General features: G+C 35.4%; 18 protein-coding genes and 1 pseudogene. 4 read left to right on the top strand and 15 right to left on the bottom strand.

The genetic code is table 11. The features are described 5' to 3' along the window. Positions 1 to 98 precede the first annotated feature (98 nt). Positions 99 to 539 carry a hypothetical protein gene (locus tag ACKXGU_RS09585; protein ID WP_463465104.1) on the top strand — a complete coding sequence of 147 codons (441 nt, stop codon included), beginning with the start codon at positions 99 to 101 and terminating at the stop codon, positions 537 to 539. Positions 540 to 615: 76 nt separating this feature from the next. On the opposite strand, the gene ACKXGU_RS09590 is transcribed toward ACKXGU_RS09585, so the two are convergent. Further along, positions 616 to 1674 (bottom strand): endonuclease/exonuclease/phosphatase family protein, encoded by a 1059-nt coding sequence (locus ACKXGU_RS09590; protein WP_463465105.1) that lies wholly within the window; start codon positions 1672 to 1674, stop codon positions 616 to 618. A 141-nt stretch (positions 1675 to 1815) separates the two neighbouring features. Here ACKXGU_RS09590 and ACKXGU_RS09595 point away from each other — a divergent pair, with 141 nt between their 5' ends. Beyond that, positions 1816 to 4632 (top strand): carboxypeptidase-like regulatory domain-containing protein, encoded by a 2817-nt coding sequence (locus ACKXGU_RS09595; protein WP_463465106.1) that lies wholly within the window; start codon positions 1816 to 1818, stop codon positions 4630 to 4632. A gap of 30 nt (positions 4633 to 4662) precedes the next feature. Next, entirely contained in the window at positions 4663 to 6072 is a 1410-nt protein-coding gene (locus ACKXGU_RS09600; RefSeq protein ID WP_463465107.1) for a DUF5689 domain-containing protein, read from the top strand. A 57-nt stretch (positions 6073 to 6129) separates the two neighbouring features. Here ACKXGU_RS09600 and ACKXGU_RS09605 read toward each other — a convergent pair whose 3' ends face one another. After that, entirely contained in the window at positions 6130 to 7092 is a 963-nt protein-coding gene (locus ACKXGU_RS09605) for an endonuclease/exonuclease/phosphatase family protein (RefSeq protein ID WP_463465108.1), read from the bottom strand. 91 nt (positions 7093 to 7183) lie between these two features. Here ACKXGU_RS09605 and hflX point away from each other — a divergent pair, with 91 nt between their 5' ends. Beyond that, positions 7184 to 8395, top strand: a complete 1212-nt coding sequence (gene hflX, locus ACKXGU_RS09610; protein WP_463465109.1) for a GTPase HflX — start codon at positions 7184 to 7186, stop codon at positions 8393 to 8395. Positions 8396 to 8444: 49 nt separating this feature from the next. On the opposite strand, the gene ACKXGU_RS09615 is transcribed toward hflX, so the two are convergent. The 13 genes and pseudogenes from ACKXGU_RS09615 to ACKXGU_RS09675 form a co-directional block, all read right to left on the bottom strand. Beyond that, complete coding sequence (locus ACKXGU_RS09615) at positions 8445 to 9380, bottom strand: DUF3078 domain-containing protein (protein WP_463465110.1); 936 nt, start codon at positions 9378 to 9380, stop codon at positions 8445 to 8447. A 61-nt stretch (positions 9381 to 9441) separates the two neighbouring features. Further along, entirely contained in the window at positions 9442 to 9948 is a 507-nt protein-coding gene (locus tag ACKXGU_RS09620; RefSeq protein WP_463465111.1) for a DUF2480 family protein, read from the bottom strand. Positions 9949 to 9952: 4 nt separating this feature from the next. Then, a complete protein-coding gene (locus ACKXGU_RS09625) occupies positions 9953 to 10276 on the bottom strand; it encodes an SUF system Fe-S cluster assembly protein (protein WP_103050833.1) in 324 nt (107 codons plus the stop codon). 1 nt (position 10277) lies between these two features. Further along, positions 10278 to 10700, bottom strand: a complete 423-nt coding sequence (locus ACKXGU_RS09630) for a SufE family protein (RefSeq protein WP_463465112.1) — start codon at positions 10698 to 10700, stop codon at positions 10278 to 10280. A gap of 30 nt (positions 10701 to 10730) precedes the next feature. Continuing rightward, entirely contained in the window at positions 10731 to 11513 is a 783-nt protein-coding gene (locus ACKXGU_RS09635) for an META domain-containing protein (RefSeq protein WP_463465113.1), read from the bottom strand. Positions 11514 to 11594: 81 nt separating this feature from the next. After that, the gene (locus ACKXGU_RS09640; protein WP_463465114.1) at positions 11595 to 12671 is read right to left on the bottom strand and encodes a zinc metalloprotease; all 1077 of its coding nucleotides are present in this window, start codon (positions 12669 to 12671) and stop codon (positions 11595 to 11597) included. Between the two features lie 167 nt (positions 12672 to 12838). Continuing rightward, on the bottom strand, positions 12839 to 14053 hold the full coding sequence (locus ACKXGU_RS09645; protein ID WP_463465115.1) for an aminotransferase class V-fold PLP-dependent enzyme: 1215 nt from the start codon (positions 14051 to 14053) through the stop codon (positions 12839 to 12841). Between the two features lie 3 nt (positions 14054 to 14056). Next, positions 14057 to 15371: pseudogene (gene sufD / locus ACKXGU_RS09650) on the bottom strand (Fe-S cluster assembly protein SufD). A 9-nt stretch (positions 15372 to 15380) separates the two neighbouring features. Next, positions 15381 to 16133, bottom strand: coding sequence for a Fe-S cluster assembly ATPase SufC (sufC, locus tag ACKXGU_RS09655; protein ID WP_463465116.1), 753 nt, complete (start codon positions 16131 to 16133; stop codon positions 15381 to 15383). A 3-nt stretch (positions 16134 to 16136) separates the two neighbouring features. Continuing rightward, complete coding sequence (locus ACKXGU_RS09660) at positions 16137 to 16568, bottom strand: hypothetical protein (protein ID WP_463465117.1); 432 nt, start codon at positions 16566 to 16568, stop codon at positions 16137 to 16139. Between the two features lie 12 nt (positions 16569 to 16580). Continuing rightward, entirely contained in the window at positions 16581 to 18029 is a 1449-nt protein-coding gene (gene sufB / locus ACKXGU_RS09665) for a Fe-S cluster assembly protein SufB (protein ID WP_103050841.1), read from the bottom strand. Positions 18030 to 18045: 16 nt separating this feature from the next. Next, positions 18046 to 18375 carry a HesB/IscA family protein gene (locus tag ACKXGU_RS09670; RefSeq protein WP_463465118.1) on the bottom strand — a complete coding sequence of 110 codons (330 nt, stop codon included), beginning with the start codon at positions 18373 to 18375 and terminating at the stop codon, positions 18046 to 18048. Between the two features lie 108 nt (positions 18376 to 18483). Continuing rightward, positions 18484 to 19557, bottom strand: coding sequence for a cytochrome-c peroxidase (locus ACKXGU_RS09675; protein ID WP_463465119.1), 1074 nt, complete (start codon positions 19555 to 19557; stop codon positions 18484 to 18486).

Genomic DNA, 19557 nt, shown 5'->3' on the forward strand with positions numbered 1-19557 from the left:
CATAAGTTTTTAACAATATTTAAAAACCTCTTCAATCCGAAGAGGTTTTTTTATAGGTATTAATCACTACATTTGTTAAACACAATAAAACGAATACTATGTATAGAACCGTTCAAATATTACATTCTTATTGGGCCTATTTAGTGCTCTTAATTTTAGTCCTAGCAACCTTAAATGCTTTGATAAAGACCTTTGGAGATAAAGAGTATGAAGCAAAGGATTTTCGCATATCGCTTTTTACGTTAATAGTATCCCATATTCAGCTGCTTTTGGGTATTGTGTTGTTCTTTGCAGCCGATTATCTTTCCTTAATAAAGGATATGGGAATGGGAGAGATAATGAAAAACAGTATGTTACGTTCAAACATAGTAGAACATCCCATTACTATGATTTTAGCTATTGTTTTGATTACAATGGGTTATTCAAAGCACAAGAAGAAATTAACATCAAAAGCTAAATTAAAAACAATTGCCATTTTTTATACACTTGCACTGATTTTAGTTTTGGCTAAAATTCCGTGGAACACTTGGTTTAACTAAAGTTAATTTACTTATATATCTAAAATAAAAAAGACCAATTTTAATTGGTCTTTTTTATTAAGCTTGTGTTAGAGCTCTATTCGGTCACCTCTTTTATAATATAAACATATACTGGGAAGTGGTCACTAAAACCATTGGTAAAACCGCCATCGGCAAAACTTCTCAATGGATAACCTTTGTATCGGCCTTCTTTGTTTACAAGGTAATTCTTGTTATAGATACCTGCCTGATAAAACCGCCAAGACGTATAATCTTTATCAAGAAAAGGTTTTGTAAACATAATTTGATCAAAGAGACTCCAGGCATCTCTATAAGCAGTTGTTCCCAGTCCATTTTTCTTAAACATAGTAATATATGGGTTATAAATGCCTTTAAACCTAACGTTCTCTTTGTCTTTTTCAGCTTTTAAAACATCTTTGACACTGGCATTTGTTGGATCATCATTTAAATCGCCCATGGTAAAAATTTTAGCATAAGGATCTATCGATTGTAATGAATCTATAATACGTTTGTTTAAATGAGCAGCAGCTACCCGATTAGGTCTGCTTTTAGCCTCACCGCCACGACGAGATGGCCAGTGGTTTACTATTATGTGAACCATTTCACCTTCCAACTTACCACTTACCAAAAGTTGGTCACGAGTATAAATGCGTTCTCTGGAAGTGTCGTCATAAATTTTTAATTCATGTGAACTGGTGTGTAGTGGCGTAAAAAATTGTTTTTGGTACAATAGGGCAACATCAATACCGCGAACATCTGGAGAATCGTAATGAATAATACCATAATCTTTATCCAGTAGCAAGGGATCATTAACGACATCTTCAAGGACCTCTCGATTCTCGATTTCTGAAACACCCAATAAAACAGGCGAATTATGTGCGGTCTCTTGTCCTACATCGGCAATTACACGAGCCATATTGTGAACCTTTCTTTTGTAAATATCACCTGTTTCTATTTTCATTTCCATAATAGGGCTAGCCTCATCTAACTTGTTGGGGTCATTTATGGTATCAAATAGGTTTTCAAGATTATAAAATGCGACAGTATGTATTTTATATTTTTTTTTCTCTTGAGCATAAGTATTGACTAATACTACTAGCAAAAAAGTGGTCGCCAAAAATTTTATTTTTTTCATTGAGTTAAGAATGTTATGTTTTTGTTATGATGTTACAAATCTCACGCCAAAAGTAGATATTTATTATAAATAATGTAAATTTGCAGGCTTTAATTAATCATTATTTAACGCAGAATCAATTTATTAATCATAAGTTTAAGCATGAAAAAACACTTATTTATTTTTTTATTCGGAATTTTTTCAGCATTTACTATGCACGCACAGCAAGCCATAGTAAAGGGGAGTGTCACAGAGGCAGTTTCCTATGAACCAATTCCCGAAGTAACAGTTGCAGTAGAAGGTACTGAATTACAAGTTCTGACTAATGAGGTTGGTGAGTTTCAATTTTTGGAAACAGTTCCTCTTGGCGAACAAATATTGGTGGTGTCAAAATCGGGTTATATATCCAAAAGATATCCCATAGTAGTTAATCAAGGGCAAACAGTTGACATTACTGATATGACCTTGGAAAAAGTAGTGGACACTGCCGATTTATTTACTATCACATTATCTGATGATGAATTAAACGATGATGGTACCGGACTGGATAATATTTCAGGACTATTACAATCATCTCAAGATGTCTTTCAACGTACTGCAGCATTTGAATTCAGTTCGTCGTTTTTTAGAGTAAGAGGTCTGGATTCAGAAAACGGTTCAGTTTTAATCAATGGTATTGAAATGAACAAAACCTATGATGGCAGACCACAATGGAGTGATTGGGGCGGATTAAATGATGTACTTCGTAATCAAGAGCTGACAACTGGTCTTCAGCCTTCCAATTACAATTTTGGTGGTGTTTTGGGGACAACCAATATGATCGTCAGAGCTTCCAAATATAGAGAAGGAGGGCGTATAACCTATTCTTCTTCTAACAGAAGCTATACGAATCGTGTTATGGCTAGTTATGCATCTGGATTGTTGGATGGTGGCTGGTCTTACGCAATTATGGCAGGAAGACGTTGGGGTAAAGAAGGCTACCAAGAAGCTACCTTGTATGATTCAAATTCTTTCTTTGCATCTGTTGAGAAACAATTTGGAGAGAAGCATAGTTTAAACTTTACATCAATATACACACCTAACCGTAGAGGTAAATCATCACCAAACACCCAAGAGGTATATGATCTTAAAGGTATTAAGTACAACGAATATTGGGGTTGGTACGATGGTGATAAGCGTAACTCAAGAATCAAAGAGATTGAAGAGCCTATTTTAATGTTAAACCATTACTGGGATATTAGTAGTAAGACCAAATTAAACACCAATGTAGCATATCAGTTTGGTAAGATTGGGAATAGCCGTTTAGACTGGAATGGAACGGATTTAGTTGATGGTTTCCCTGAAGGTGGCGGGTCAAACCCAAGTCCAACTTACTACCAAAAGTTACCAAGTTACTTTGTGAGAAACAATCCAGAGGATTTGGGATTTGCTTATGGGGCTCAACAAGAATTTTTAAACAATGGGCAAATTAATTGGAATGACCTTTATTTTGCTAATATCAGTAATGCTTCAACAGGAGGAAATGCTATTTATGCCTTGTATGAGGACCGCAATGATGATTCTCAATTAACTGTAAATACTATTTTGAGTTCTGAAATTAATGAAAACATTCTATTGAATGCTTCTATTAATTATAAGAATCTTAAATCAGAAAATTTTGCCGAAATCATCGATTTATTTGGAGCAAGTTCTTATTTAGATGTCGATGCGTTTGCAACGGATATAGAAAGTGCTCAAAATGATATGTTAAACCCTAACAGATTGGCTGGTGAAGGTGATAAATTTAAATATAACTATAACTTTTATGCCAATATCTTGTCTGGATATGCACAAGCACAATTCAAGTACAATAAAGTAGATTTTTACTTGGCGGGTAGCTACACCAATACAACTTACCAAAGAGAAGGATTGTATCAAAATGGTGCCTTCCCAGAAAACTCTTTAGGTAAGGGTAGAGAAGTTAAGTTTACAGGTCTTGGAGCAAAAGGAGGCTTTACATATAAAGTATCCGGAAAACACTTAATTGATGTTAATGGAGGTTATTTGTCAAAGGCACCTACTTTAAGAAATACCTTTGCTAATTCCAGAGAAAATCATGATGTAGTTGGTGATAGAAATGGTATTGGAATTACCGAAGAGAAGATATTATCAACAGATGTCAGTTACATTTACCGCTCACCAATAGTAAAAGCTAAATTAACTGGATACTATACTAAAATAGAAGATGCCAATGAAATTTCATTTTATTATGCTGATGGTGTTGGTGGTGACAATGCCGTTTTTGTACAAGAGGTATTACAAGGAATCGACAAAAAGCACATTGGTGCTGAATTGGGTATAGAAGCTCAAGTATTACCAACCTTAAAACTTAAAGGGGTTGCATCGGTTGGGCAATTTACATACGATAATAATCCAAACCTATACTTAACTACCGAACCTAATGATGAATCTCAAATAGCCGGATTTACTAATGGTTATAGAGATTATGGCACTTCTAATTTAAAAGATTATAAAATAGCAGGAGGACCGCAACAAGCTTATTCGTTTGGTTTTGAATATCGTGACCCGAATTACTGGTGGTTTGGTGCAACGGTTAATTACTTTACCAATACCTATGTAGACGTGAACCCATTGACCAGAACAACAAACTTTACAACTGATTCTGATGGAAATGTATTTAACGATTACGATGAAGACCTTGCTCGCGAACTATTGAAACAAGAAGAGTTTGACGATTATTTTACAGTTAACCTTACTGGTGGAAAATCTTGGAAAATAGGGGACTACTACATTGGTCTTTTTGCAAGTGTCAATAACCTTTTGGATGAAGTTTACAAAACAGGAGGTTTCGAACAAGGTAGAAATGCCAACTATCGCCAATTGCGAGATGATCAAGCACTGGATACACCTGTATTTGGATCAAAATACTGGTATGCACGTGGCGCTACCTATTTCGTAAACCTTAACTTTAGATTCTAAAAAAATATGAAAAATATAATATCAAAAACAATGAAAGCAATTAAAAATTTATTCGTGTTAAGTGTATTGACACTTGCATTAGTTATGTCATCTTGTGTTAGTGATGACGATTATAACTTACCAGACGTATCGGTTCAGGAACCTAATATCCCGCAAGAAAATATAACGACTTTTTTAGCTGTTTACCAAAGATTTGAACAAGCTCAAAACGATGGAGACCCAACAGCTATCATTCCAGAAGATGAAGAATTATACATAGAGGGTTATGTTATTTCAAGTGATCAATCTGGTAACTTTTTTGAAGAATTAATTATTCAAAACAAGACAGATGATAGTAATCCTTCTGAAGACCCTAGATTAGGGTTAAGAGTATCTGTGAATGTGAGTAGTTTATATAACACCTATCAGTTTGGACGCAAGGTATATGTTAAATTAACAGGATTGACTATTGGTGAATCAAATGGCGTTTTGGTAGTTGGAAAAGGTCAAGGAAGTCAGGTTGATCAAATTCAAGCTTTTGAATACAGAGATTTTATTTTAAGAGGTTCTGAAGTTGCTGAAATCACCCCAAAGATTACAACAATTAATGATTTAACGGAAGCTGATGAGAATACATTAGTACAGTTAAATGATACACAATTTCATAGAAGCCAATTAGGAATGACCTTTGCAGGTGAATCAAGTGATGAGTTTGATGGCTTTAGAACATTGGAAAGTTGTGCAAACAACAACACACTTCCGTTGCAAACCAGTACATTTGCTGATTTTAAATCACTTCAAGTAGATCAAGGGCGTGGTTCTATCCAAGGTGTTTACAGCCGTGATTTTGGAGATGATTTTAGTGTTTTAATTATCAATTCAAGAGCTGATATTAATTTTGATAGTACTGACAGATGTGATCCTAACGTATTGGAATGTGGTGGCGCTATTGGTACTGCCCAAACAATTTTCTCCCAAAACATGGAGTCTGTTTCCAATATATCTGATTTAGAAGCGCAAGGTTGGGAACAAATATTGGTTGAAGGAAGTGAAGAATTTATTATTGGTAGTTTCAGTGGCAATAATTATGCTCAAATTTCTGGATTTAGCTCTGGAGAAAGCTTAATGGAGACTTGGTTGGTTACACCAGATATTAATCTTGATGGAACAACGGATGAAGCTTTAACTTTTGATTTAGAAGTTGCCTACGCAAATGGCGTTATTTTAAGTGTTTTGATTACCGATAATTACACAGGTGATGTTACTACAACCGAATGGACTGAAGTAGATGTCAATATCCCAAATACACCAGCAGTTGGATTTGGTGGATTTGATAATGTTGGAGATATTAGTATTGATTGTTTAGATGGAGACATAAGAGTAGCATTCAAGTATGTAGGTTCTGATCCTTCTGCTACTACAAGATATCACATTGATAATTTAGAAGTAACGGGTAACTAATTTTGACCCATAAATAGTAAAACAAAAGCCTGCTGAATCACAGCAGGCTTTTGTTTTTTAATTCACCTGTAATAACATATAAACAGGAAAATGGTCACTGTAACCACCTTTGTATTTTTTACCAACATATGTTCTAAAAGGTGACCCTTTATAGCGGCCATGAAATTGTTTTAAGAAATCAACATTGAATATTTTGGCTCGATTAAATGATATATTGCCTTTGCTTGTTTCAAAATAGTTGGTACTGAATAGTATTTGATCAAATAAATTCCATTCAAATTCATGGACGGTGGTTCCTTGCTTTTTTGTTAACAAGGCGTTCATTGGATTATGTAAGTCATTGGAATTGACCAAGTGCTTAATGCTATTGCTATTGGGATCATCATTAAAATCTCCCATGACGATAATTTTAGCTTCAGGATTTTCGGACTTGATTGTTTGAATAACCTCGCTTGCTTTTTCTGAAGCCAACATACGTTTGGGTTCCGTTTCCAATTCGCCATCATGTCTGGAAGGCCAGTGATTAACCATAATATGGGTTCGTTCACCATATAAAAATCCAGTTACCAATAAAATATCTCGGGTGTAGTCTACAGTACCATCAGTATCATAAATATTGACTGGAAATACTTCAGAGACTTCTACTTCAAACACAGTGGTATCATATAAGAAAGCTACATCAATGCCGCGTTCATCAGGAGAATCAAAATGAACGTAGTCATAATTCAAATCCCTCAAATGTTTTGAAGTCAATAAATCGTCTAATACCAAGTTGTTTTCTACTTCAGCAAGTCCTATGATAGCCGGGTTTGTTCCTGTTTCCTCTTTTCCAATATTTGAAATGGCCAATCCTAATTTACGTAATTTATTTTGGTATCTTTTAGGAGTCCATCGCTTTACAGAATCAGGAAGAAAATCGTTGTCATTTGTTAAATCATCATCATAAATGTCAAATAAGTTTTCGAGATTGTAAAAGGCTACGGCAAAAAGGTTGCTTGAAATGATATCAGATTTTTCCATATATAACTAAATTAATAAATTAAATATAAGAATTGAGTTATTTATAATAGATTAGATATTATCATTGTAACTTTGTACTATATTTTGGTTTATGATAGAAAAGAAAGACATAGAGTTAGAAAAAGCCGTTTTAATAGGGGTGATTACCAGAGAACAGGATGAAGACAAGTCTAGAGAATATTTAGATGAATTGGAATTTTTGACCTATACTGCTGGTGGCGAAGTGGTTAAAAGATTTACCCAAAAAATGGATATGCCCAATTCGAAAACGTTTATTGGAAAAGGGAAGATGCAAGATGTCCAACAGTTTATTGAGGAAAATGATGTCGGCACCGCTATTTTCGATGATGAATTATCACCTGCCCAAGAGCGTAATATCAGTAAGATTCTGAATTGTAAAGTTTTAGATAGAACCAATTTGATTCTGGATATTTTTGCTCAACGTGCTCAAACAAGTTATGCTAGAACCCAAGTTGAGTTGGCTCAATGTGAGTATTTACTACCACGTTTAAAAGGTATGTGGACACACCTTGAAAGACAAAAAGGAGGTATCGGTATGCGTGGTCCGGGGGAAACCGAAATAGAAACCGATAGACGTATAGTACGTGATAAAATAGCCTTGCTTAAAGAGAAAATAAAAACAATAGATAAGCAAATGGCTGTTCAACGAGGTAATCGCGGTAAAATGGTCCGTGTGGCACTTGTTGGGTATACCAATGTCGGTAAATCTACTTTAATGAACACCATTAGTAAAAGTGAAGTTTTCGCTGAAAACAAACTATTCGCCACGTTAGATACGACTGTACGAAAAGTTGTGATTCAAAATTTACCATTTTTATTGACTGATACCGTTGGATTTATTAGAAAACTACCAACCCAATTAGTTGAAAGTTTTAAAAGTACATTGGATGAAGTTCGTGAGGCTGATTTGCTATTGCATGTAGTCGATATTTCACATCCTAATTTTGAAGAGCACATAGAGTCAGTCAATAAAATTTTGGGAGAAATAGACAGTGGTGATAAACCAACGATCATGGTTTTCAATAAGATTGATGCTTATGAAGCTGAACCCTATGATGATACAGATTTGATGTCGGAACGCACAAAGGCAAACTATAGTTTACAGGAATGGAAAAAAACATGGATGAATAAAATAGGGAATAATGCCTTGTTTATTTCAGCTTTAAATAAACAAAATTTAGAAGATTTTAAAAAACGTGTGTATGACGAAGTCAGAGAGATTCATGTGACTCGTTTCCCATACAATCACTTCCTCTATCCAGATTACGAAGAAGAACAATAAAAAAGCACCCATTGGGTGCTTTTTTTGATATATAATTTTTTAACCTTCTTTAAAACGAGTAACTTAAACCAAATGTCGTGTAGACCTGTAGGTCATTTTCAACATTGTCAAAAGTTGGTTCAGGTTCAGTTCCTGTTGCATCCCAGTTATTGGTTGCAAAGTTTAAAGCTTCTTGCTTGTTGTCTCTTAAGCCCAATTCGAAACCAAGACCAATACCTTTCCAGATAGTATAGCTCAATGAGTTTATCCAAGTCCAGTTGGATAAGTTGGAACTCTCATAACTTTGAAACATTGAAAGGTTGGAGTTGAATTTTAAGTCACCAAAAGATTTGGCATAGTTAGCCACAATTTTAGCACCTAAAGAAGATTCAAAAATGGCATCATTATTAGCAAAAACAAAGTTGTAGTTAAGTGGATGAACGACTACTACCAATCCGTCTAAAGGTGTCCAGGTAACACCTACACCTAAATCTAAATAACCAGGGTCATTAAAGTTGTTTATAAGCGTGGTTCTGTATTCACCTAATGTAGACACGGCTAAATTTTTGGCTATTTTATAACCAAATAAAGATGTTACATTAAAGACATCGCTAGATTCTCTAAAATCTTTGTCGTCATTTGGGTCATCCTTGTCATCAAATTTTACCCAACTTAAATTAATATTTCCAGCATTGTACCAAAAATATTTTTCGCGGTCTAGTTTGGCGTAAGGGTTAACGGTTATGGTAATATTTCCCGCTGAGTTATTTGGAGAACCTTGGCCATACCAATTGTTAAATTCGGAAAAACTAGCACCAATAGTACCAAATGCACCGAATTTCCAACCAGGAAATTCATCTATTTGCTTTTTTAAGTCATCAACGCGACCTTGAATGGCTTTAATAGAATCTTCCTTGATTGATTTTTCTTCTTTCAATTCTTCAATGGTTTGCGAAAATGAGGCTGTCGCAATCAGCATTAAACAAAATGTAAAAAGTTTTTTCATAAGAATAAAAATGGATTAATTATAGTGTGTCTATAATTAGATTAATAACGGAACAAAAATACTACTTTCTTTTAAATAAAGGTACATTTGAGCAAGCTTCACCAAACATAATTGATTTTGCAACAGGTTTTAGTTTGTTGGTAATCATACTGTAAGCTTTGAGAGGTACTGGTTTTTTAGAACAACCTTTGATTATAATGGGCTTGTTAGAAAAGTTCGAAATATCTAAGTTGGCAATAATGCTATGATAAAGTGCTGTTTCCAAATCTTCCAAATTCCCGATAATATTATATTTAGTATAAGGCTCCAGTGCAATGGAAACTAACATGAAAGCCCATGCAGGTACAATGGCATCAGACGAACATGATATGGCAACGTATTTATCTTGATATTGTGACCAATTATGTTGACTAACGTGAAGACGAAAATCGTTTTCCTTAAGAACAATTTCTTCAAACAACCAGTCTTTAATATCAAAGAGTACGCGCTCACCTTCTGGGTAGTAATCTTCTAAATCTAACGTGATTAATTGACTGTTGGCTACACGATTTATAATTTCGTCTGACATAAGCTTAAAGCATACCGAGTTCTAATTTGGCTTCTTCACTCATTAAATCCTGACTCCATGGTGGATCAAAAGTAATTTCTACTTCAGCAGATTTTACGTCATTTAAGGACTTTACTTTTTCCTCAACTTCCATTGGCAAGGTTTCAGCAACTGGACAATTAGGTGTTGTTAGGGTCATTAGTATTTTGACATCGTAATCCTCATTGACAAAAACATCATAAATAAGTCCTAATTCGTATATATCAACAGGTATTTCAGGGTCATAAATAGTTTTAAGAACCTTAACTATTTTTTCTCCTAATGCATTGGTATCTATTGTGGTTTCCATTTTAATTTAATTGCGTTTGATATGCTATGGCATACATTTTTAATTGCTTTATCATGCTGACTAACCCATTGGCTCGCGTTGGTGATAAATGCTCTTTTAGCCCAATTTTATCAATGAAATCCATATTGGCTTCAATGATATCATTTGGATGTTGATTAGAGAATACTCTTATCAGAATAGCGATGATACCTTTAGTAATTATAGCATCACTATCGGCTGTAAAAATAACTTTGTCGCCATCCAAATCAGCATGAACCCAAACCTTACTTTGGCATCCTTTGATAATGTAATCTTCAGTTTTGTATTGCTCATCAATAAGTGGCAATGTTTTTCCCAAGTCAATCATGTATTGATAGCGTTCTTCCCAGTCTTCAAACATTGAAAATTCATCAATGATATCATTTTGTATTTCTTGGATTGTCATGAGCTTTATTTTATGCAAAAATACATATAACTATCCTTTCTCTACCAACTTCTTCATAGATAAAACTTTGTTGACGATATCTTCTATTGATTTTGGTGGATTTCCATGATCAAAAACAGCCGTTTTATATACTTTACCTTGCAGTTCAATTTCCAAAGTAGCTCCAGGAGCAGCATCATATTGATTGGTTTTCGTTGGGGCTTCAAGGTCAGGTAACATGGCAACATTAATTTTTTGAACTAAATTGATTAAATCATCCCATTCTTTTGATGGACAATTGACTTGATTTATGTTGTTAAGATTATAGTCGTTTGAATAGTTTATGGTTTTCTGGTTTATCCAAATCTTTTCAAAAAATCCGCGTGTTGCCGCTTGATAAGTAATCAACATATTATGCTCTATAGGTAATGCCATAAAAACTTCCGTGTTATTAGTTTTTAGGAGGAGTTGACCATTTGAATTTTCGAATGAATTAACAAGACCTAAAAGTCTTAAAAACTCTGTTTCAACCCTATTTCTATCGTTTGAACAAGCCATTTTTGTTGAAGCCAGTGGACCTATTTTAAGCATGTTCCCTTCGGTATCATAGCTCCCTGAAAAACGATTACAACCAGAATATCCTGATATGGTTTTTAAGCTATCATTAAAAGTAATAGTTAAGTCTGTTAATGATATCAGAGAACCATTCATTCGATTGATTGAAAATGCACCATTAAGGGTTTCTTGCGATTGCTTATCCATGGTCGTTACATTTTTTGAATTACCACAGGCAGTTATGGAAATTAGAGTTAAAAGTATAGAATAATATTTCATAATATGTTATTTGTCTCTTAACATAATAATACAAAAAAGACGCCAAAGTTGGCGTCTCTTAAATTTTATGTCGGATTAATTTTAGTTTCCAGCTAAAGAAGCCCTAGCTCCACCAGCTTCAAACAACGCTCTCATACGCGCATTTTGACCATTTGTAAACATATACATACAATCATCGTACACATAATCCATATAATTCATCGTCATATCAGCAGATTGACAATTTACGGTTGGATATGATGGGCAACCATAGTTAGGACCATCCGAAGATGGTGTATCGGCTACAAAATCATCTTGTCTACAACGACCATCACCCCAGATGTGACGTAAGTTTAACCAGTGACCAACTTCATGAGTACCAGTTCTTCCGTCTCCATAAACACCACCGGCTGCATTATTACCAAAATAATCAGTTCCTATTACAACACCATCAGTAGCGCTTGGTCCACCAGGGAATTGAGCATAACCTAAAATACCACCACCTATTTCACATACCCAAATATTTAAGTATGTAGAAGGATCAGTAACATCAATACCACCTTGACCACTGTCTTTCATGGCATCATTGGTTCCCCATGAAGAACGGGTGTTCACTACTCTGTTAACCTGAGCCAATGTAAACGATATGCCGCAATCGGCAACATCACCGGCAAATTCTGCAGGTACGCCATTAGTATTTGGATTATTATCATTATAATCCTCATTCAGGATGGCAATTTGAGAATTGATTTGCTGGGTGCTCACTTGCCCTGAAAACTGTTCAATGATATTTACCACTACTGGAATAGTTACCGGGTCTGTAAAGTTTGGATCTGGATCTCCACCACCATCATTTCCACCGCCATTTCCATTGCCATTACCGGCACCATCCGGTTTTTTAGCTGCAATGGATTTTCTGGTTTGATACTCAATATCAAACATGGTTTGTTCTAAATCTGGATTTTCATTTAATAATCTGTTTAGATTTACCATAGAATAACAGGATTTTGATTTGCCTTCAGCTATCCTTGCGGCTTCGTCAATGTCAGCGTTTGTATAGACGTAGAAATCACTCATATCAATTTTTGATTGGTCATTGTTTTGGATGGTTTCTTGATCATCATTACATGATGCAAATAGTAGAGCTAGAGCAGCCATACCCAAAAGTGTTTTTTTCATAATAATGTAAAATTTGGTTTAAAATCTTGCCGAATATATAATTAATTGTGAGAAAAAAAACTAAAGTGACAAAAAATTATTAAAGTTTTCGACAAACTGCACACGTGCTTTTTAACATAAAAAAACACCCAATGGGTGTTAATAAAATGATTGTCAAAAAGTTAGATTTATGAAAGCATCATTTGAGCTTTTTTGACACCTTCAACCAAACTATCAACTTCAGATTTGGTATTGTAAAATGCAAAAGAAGCTCTAACAGTCCCTGGAATTTTATAATAGTCCATAATGGGTTGTGCACAATGATGACCTGTACGAACAGCAATACCCATTTTATCTAAAATGGTTCCTACATCATATGGGTGTATTCCTTCAAGATTAAAAGAAATAACCGATGTTTTATGCTTGGAAGTTCCGTAGATTTTTAAACCATTGATTTGCAAAAGTTTTTGTGTGGCATATTCTAACAACTCTTGTTCATAGTTAGCAATGTTGTTAAAACCAATGCTGTTCATATAGTCTATAGCAGCACCAAAGGCAATACCACCACAAATATTGGGTGTTCCGGCCTCAAATTTATGTGGTAAATCGGCATAAGTGGTTTTCTCAAAGGTGACTTCAGCAATCATTTCACCACCACCTTGATAAGGTGGTAATTTGTTTAACCATGCTTCTTTTCCATACAAGATACCTACTCCAGTTGGACCGCACATTTTATGGGCAGAAGCTACATAAAAATCAACATCCAAAGCGTCAAGATCAGGTTTTATATGTGGACATGCTTGGGCACCATCAACTAATACAGCAGCGCCTACTTGATGGGCTTTTTCAAGAATTTCTTCAATAGGATTTATGGTTCCCAAAGCATTGGAAATATGGTTTACAAAAACCAATTTTGTCTTTGATGAAAGAAGGCTGTTATATTCAGACATTACCAGTTCACCTTCTTCATTCATTGGAATCACTTTTAGAACAGCTCCAGTTCTATCGCAAAGCATTTGCCATGGCACAATATTACTGTGATGTTCTAAAGCCGATACAATAATTTCATCCCCAGATTTTAATAATGAAGAAAATCCATTAGCCACTAAATTGATGCCGTGAGTTGTCCCTGAAGTGAAAATAATTTCATGTGTTTTTTTGGCATTGAAATGCTTTTGGATGGTTTGTCTTGCCGCTTCGTATTTGTCCGTAGCCTCTTGACTTAAGGTATGAACGCCTCGGTGAATATTGGCATTGTAGTTTGAATAATAATCTACAATACAATCAATAACTTGTTGTGGTGTTTGAGAAGTGGCTGCATTGTCTAAATAGACCAAAGGTTTACCATTTACTTTTCTTGAAAGTATGGGAAAGTCTTTACGAATACGCTCTAAATTAAACATACATTATAAATCAAACCCAATATTGACACCCAATTTGTTGGCAATAATTTTGGTAATACGTTGCTTGATTTCAGGAATCTTAACGGAGCTTAAGACATTGTTACTAAATGCATACATCAATAAGGCTTTAGCTTCTTTTTCTGGAATACCTCTTGAACGCAAATAAAACATAGCACTTTCATCCAACTGACCAATGGTGCATCCATGTGAACACTTGACGTCGTCAGCAAAAATTTCTAGTTGAGGTTTGGTATTAATAGAAGCCTTGTCACTAACTAAAATATTATTATTGGATTGAAAAGCATTTGTTTTTTGCGCTTCTTTATTGACTATAACCCGTCCATTAAAAACACCTGTGGCACTATCACCAAAAATACCTTTGTAATCCTGATGGCTTTCACAATTCGGTTCTATATGGTGAACCAATGTGTTGTGGTCAACATGTTGTTTATTCCCAATGATAGTGACCCCTTTTAAGGTCGAATCGATACGTTCACCGTTTTGGAAAAAGTTTAGGTTATTACGGGTAAGTTTACCGCCAAATGAAAAGGTATGAACCGAGCAATGGCTTTCTTGCTTCTGATTGATAAAGGTATTGTCAATTAATGAAGCTGATTCCTTGTCATTTTGCACCTTGTAATAATCCACAATAGCACGTTTTGCCGCAAAAACTTCGGTTACCGAATTAGTCAAAATGGGGTTTTCTGTCAAACTCTGGTGACGCTCAATTATTTGAACATGCGAGTTTTCACCAACAACAATTAAATTTCTAGGCTGCAACATTAATGCGGCTTCATTACCAGTTGAAAAATGGACAATTTGAATGGGTTTTTCAACAAGCTTATTTTTTGGAATGTTGATATAGGCTCCTTCACTGGAAAAAGCCGTGTTTAATGATGTTAAACTATCTTTAGTGGCAACTTTGTTGAAATAATTCTCAATGACCAAACGATATTTTGGTTTAGAAAGCGCCGCTGACATGAGGCAAACATCCATACCGTCATGTGTCGTTTCAGATAGATGTGAAGAATACTTTCCGTCTATGAATATAATTTTGTAGCTATCAATGTCATGAATGAGATATTGCTTGATATCCTTATATTCGATCGCATTGTTCTCGTTTAGGAAATAAACTGTAGTTGTGCTTCAATAAACTGTTAAGCGATGTGTATTTCCAAGCCTCTTCTTTTTTACTAGGGAAACCCTTCTGCTCAAAAATCTTAATAGCTTCATTTCTGATATCATGAAGGGGCGAATTGTCGTCCAGATGATCTTCGAAAGCTAAATATGAAGAAACTATTTTGTCTTTTAAATCCATTTGCTCAATTTAAGCGTTCACTTCTTCTTTTATCCAATCGTAACCTTTTTCTTCTAACTCGTGGGCCAGTTCTTTTGGGCCTGATTTTACGATACGACCATTGTGAAGGACATGTACATAATCAGGGACTATATAATCCAATAATCGCTGATAGTGTGTAATAACGATTACAGCATTGTCCTTGCTTTTTAGCTTATTAACACCATTAGCCACAATTCTTAAGGCATCAATATCCAATCCTGAATCCGTTTCATCAAGTATGGCTAATTTAGGTTCCAACATGGCCATTTGAAATATCTCATTTCGTTTTTTCTCACCACCCGAAAAGCCTTCATTTAAAGAACGTGATAAAAATTTTCTATCAATTTCGAGTAATTCAGATTTTTCACGAATCAGTTTTAACATTTCGTTAGCTGGCATGTCATCTAGTCCCTTTGCTTTACGAGTTTCATTGATAGCCGTTTTTATGAAATTGGTTACAGAAACTCCCGGAATCTCTACAGGATACTGAAACGATAAAAAGATGCCTTTATGGGCACGTTCTTCCGCCGCTAAATCATCAATATTTTCCCCTTCTAAAAGGATTTCACCCTCTTCAACATCATATTCCTCTTTACCTGCGATAACAGATGCCAATGTACTCTTTCCAGAACCATTAGGTCCCATTATTGCATGTACCTCGCCGGGTTTAACCTCTAGATTAATACCTCTTAATATCGCTTTATCTTCAACACTTGCGTGTAGGTTATTTATCTTTAACATAGTTTATTTAGATTCCAATTTTACAACATTATTGCTTTCTGGGTCTGCAGCAGCAATATCGACAATTTCTTTTATTTCCACGCGGTACGGCCAGCCCTCTTCGCCTTCTGGTTTTGGTGTTATTTTGCCCCTAACAACAACTGTCACATAATCCGTAGGGTGATTCTTGTACTTTTTGGCCATGTTATCTAGTTCATGCATTTTTTCATCAATGACTACTGCATACACTTCACGATGTGTTTGCAATACAGCAGCATCGGCATAATAAACGAAATCTCCTTTTAGCATAGTAAGACCATCACTTTGCTTTTCAGTTCTTTCTGGGCTGTCCGTATCGATTTTTTCAGTAGCTGGCGTTGTGTTTTCTTCTTTAGAATCGTTTTTACAGTTGCTTAAAACGATAACACTTAATAATAACAAGAGTACTTTTTTCATTGTTTATAATTTTTATCCTACAGATCCTTCTAAACTTATTTCCAATAATTTTTGTGCTTCAACAGCGAACTCCATAGGAAGCTTGTTTAGCACTTCCTTACTAAACCCGTTTACTATCAATGCAATGGCTTTTTCAGTATCGATACCACGTTGGTTACAGTAAAATATTTGATCTTCACCTATCTTACTGGTTGTTGCCTCGTGCTCTATTTTCGCTGATTTGTTCTTCGCTTCAATATAAGGGAATGTGTGTGCACCACATTCATTACCCATCAATAAACTATCACATTGTGAAAAGTTACGAGCGTTTTCGGCTCTTGAACTCACTTGAACCAAACCACGATAACTGTTTTGAGATTTTCCTGCTGAAATACCTTTAGAAATGATGGTTGATTTGGTATTATTACCCAAATGAATCATTTTAGTACCTGTGTCCGCTTGTTGGTAATTATTTGTGACGGCAATGGAATAAAATTCACCTACGGAATTGTCGCCTTTCAACACACAGCTTGGATATTTCCATGTAACAGCAGATCCCGTTTCGACTTGGGTCCAAGAAATTTTGGCGTTTTTTTCGCACAATCCACGTTTAGTTACAAAGTTGTAAACACCACCTTTACCTTCCGCATTTCCTGGATACCAATTTTGAACCGTAGAGTATTTTATTTCAGCATCATCCAACGCAATTAATTCAACTACAGCTGCGTGCAACTGATTCTCATCGCGCATAGGAGCTGTACAGCCTTCTAAATAGCTCACATAACTTCCCTCATCAGCGATAACTAATGTTCTTTCAAATTGACCTGTCCCAGCTTGGTTAATTCTGAAGTAAGTAGATAATTCCATGGGGCATCTAACCCCTTTTGGAATGTAGCAAAAAGAACCATCACTAAATACAGCAGAATTGAGAGCTGCGTAAAAGTTGTCTTTTTGAGGAACCACCGTACCAATATATTTTTTCACTAATTCAGGATGCTCCTTGATAGCTTCTGAGATACTCATAAAAATGATGCCTTTTTCAGCAAGTGTCTTTTTAAATGTCGTAGCGACTGAAACCGAATCAACCACAACATCCATAGCAACTCCAGCTAATTTCTTTTGCTCATCCAATGAAATACCCAACTTGTCAAAAGTGGCCAAAAGCTCCGGATCTACCTCATCTAAACTATCATATTTTGGTTTACTGTTTGGAGCAGAATAGTAAGAAATAGCTTGAAAATCTGGTTTTTGATAATGAACATTAGCCCATTCAGGCTCAACCATTTCTTTCCATATTTTAAAAGATTCAAGCCGCCATTCAGTCATCCATTCCGGCTCTTCTTTCTTTTTGGAAATAGCGCGAACAATATCCTCATTTAGCCCTACTGGGAATGTTTCAGACTGTATGTCTGTGTAAAAACCATATTCGTATTCCTTGGTTTTTAATTCTTCCCTTAAATCATCTTCGGTATACTTCGACATAATTTCTTTTCAAATATTATAATGAAAACGATTCGCCACAACCACAAGTACGATTAGCGTTTGGATTGTTGAATACAAAACCAGTTCCGTTTAGTCCTCCTGAATATTCCAGAGTAGTACCAATTAGATACAAAAAGCTTTTCTTGTCAACAATAATTTTAACGCCGTTATCTTCAAAAACTTTATCGCCTTCTTGTTGTGCTTTATCAAACTTGAGATCATAAGATAAACCAGAACAACCGCCACTTTTAACGCCTACTCGAATATAATCGGTAGCAGCATTAAATCCATCCTCGGTCATCAACTGAATGACCTTGTTTTTAGCTGTTTCAGATACTTTTATCATTTTCTTTAATTAGAATTTATCTAAATAGAGTGCAAATATACGATTTAAGTCATGGATTACCATATAACCTAACATTATATTATCAAATGGTTTGATAGCTTTTTGCTATTAATTTTGAAAGTCTGGATTGTTGATAAATGATGGGTCAGAAAGTGATAGCAAAAATGCTTTTAAGTCAGCTTTGTCCTGATCTGTCAAATGGACACCACCCTCATCTACTTTTTTAATTAGAGGATCAATGGTTGGGGAATCTTGTAATCCTTCACTGTAATGATTAATAACCTCATCCAGTGTGCTAAAACGGCCATCATGCATGTAAGGCGCTGTAAAAGCTAAATTTCGAAGTGAAGGGGAACGGAACTTACCATTGTCGGCAGGATCACCAGTCACTTCTCCTAAACCTAAATCAGCAAATGTGGCATCCAAACCATTGTTATGAAATTGATTGTCAGTCCATAATGGATTATTTGGGTTTCCATGGCAGTGAAAACAATCGCCTCGATTTTCATCCATGAATACATTGAGCCCATTTTCTTCTGCAGGAGTCAGCTCGGTTAAACCAAGGAGGTATCTGTCGAATTTAGAATTTGCCGAAATAAGTGTTCGTTCAAATTGAGCTATGGCTTTCGTTGCTTTTTCTTTAGTTATTGAACCATTTCCAAAAGCACTGTTGAACATCGAAGGATATTCAGGATGTTCTTGTAAACGCTGAACAACAACTTCCCAAGTATTATGCATTTCAATAGGATTGGTTACTGGTTCCAATGCCTGGTGTTCTAAACTAAATTCCCGACCATCCCAAAAGAATAGTTCATCATAATTCCAAGCCAAATTAAATAATGGCATAGAGTTCCTAACTCCAGGAATACCATCTATACCAACGCTAAATCTGGGAATATCAGTAAAAGCATTTTGCGGTCTATGACAACCTGCACATGCTTGGGTATTGTTAGCAGAAAGAATAGGGTCAAAAAATAATTTTTTCCCTAATGCAATCCCCTCAATAGTTTGTGGGTTGTCTGATGGGATCACAGGATTCAGAATGTTATCTGAAAAAATTTGAGGAATATCAAGAGGAGCTGGGGTTGGTTGATTCACATATCCTGCAGTATCATCATCCTTTCCACATGCAGTGGCTAAAAATGCGAGCGCGACAATTATATGTTTATCAAGTAACTTCAA

The organism is Hanstruepera sp. CR43, from assembly GCF_055227665.1.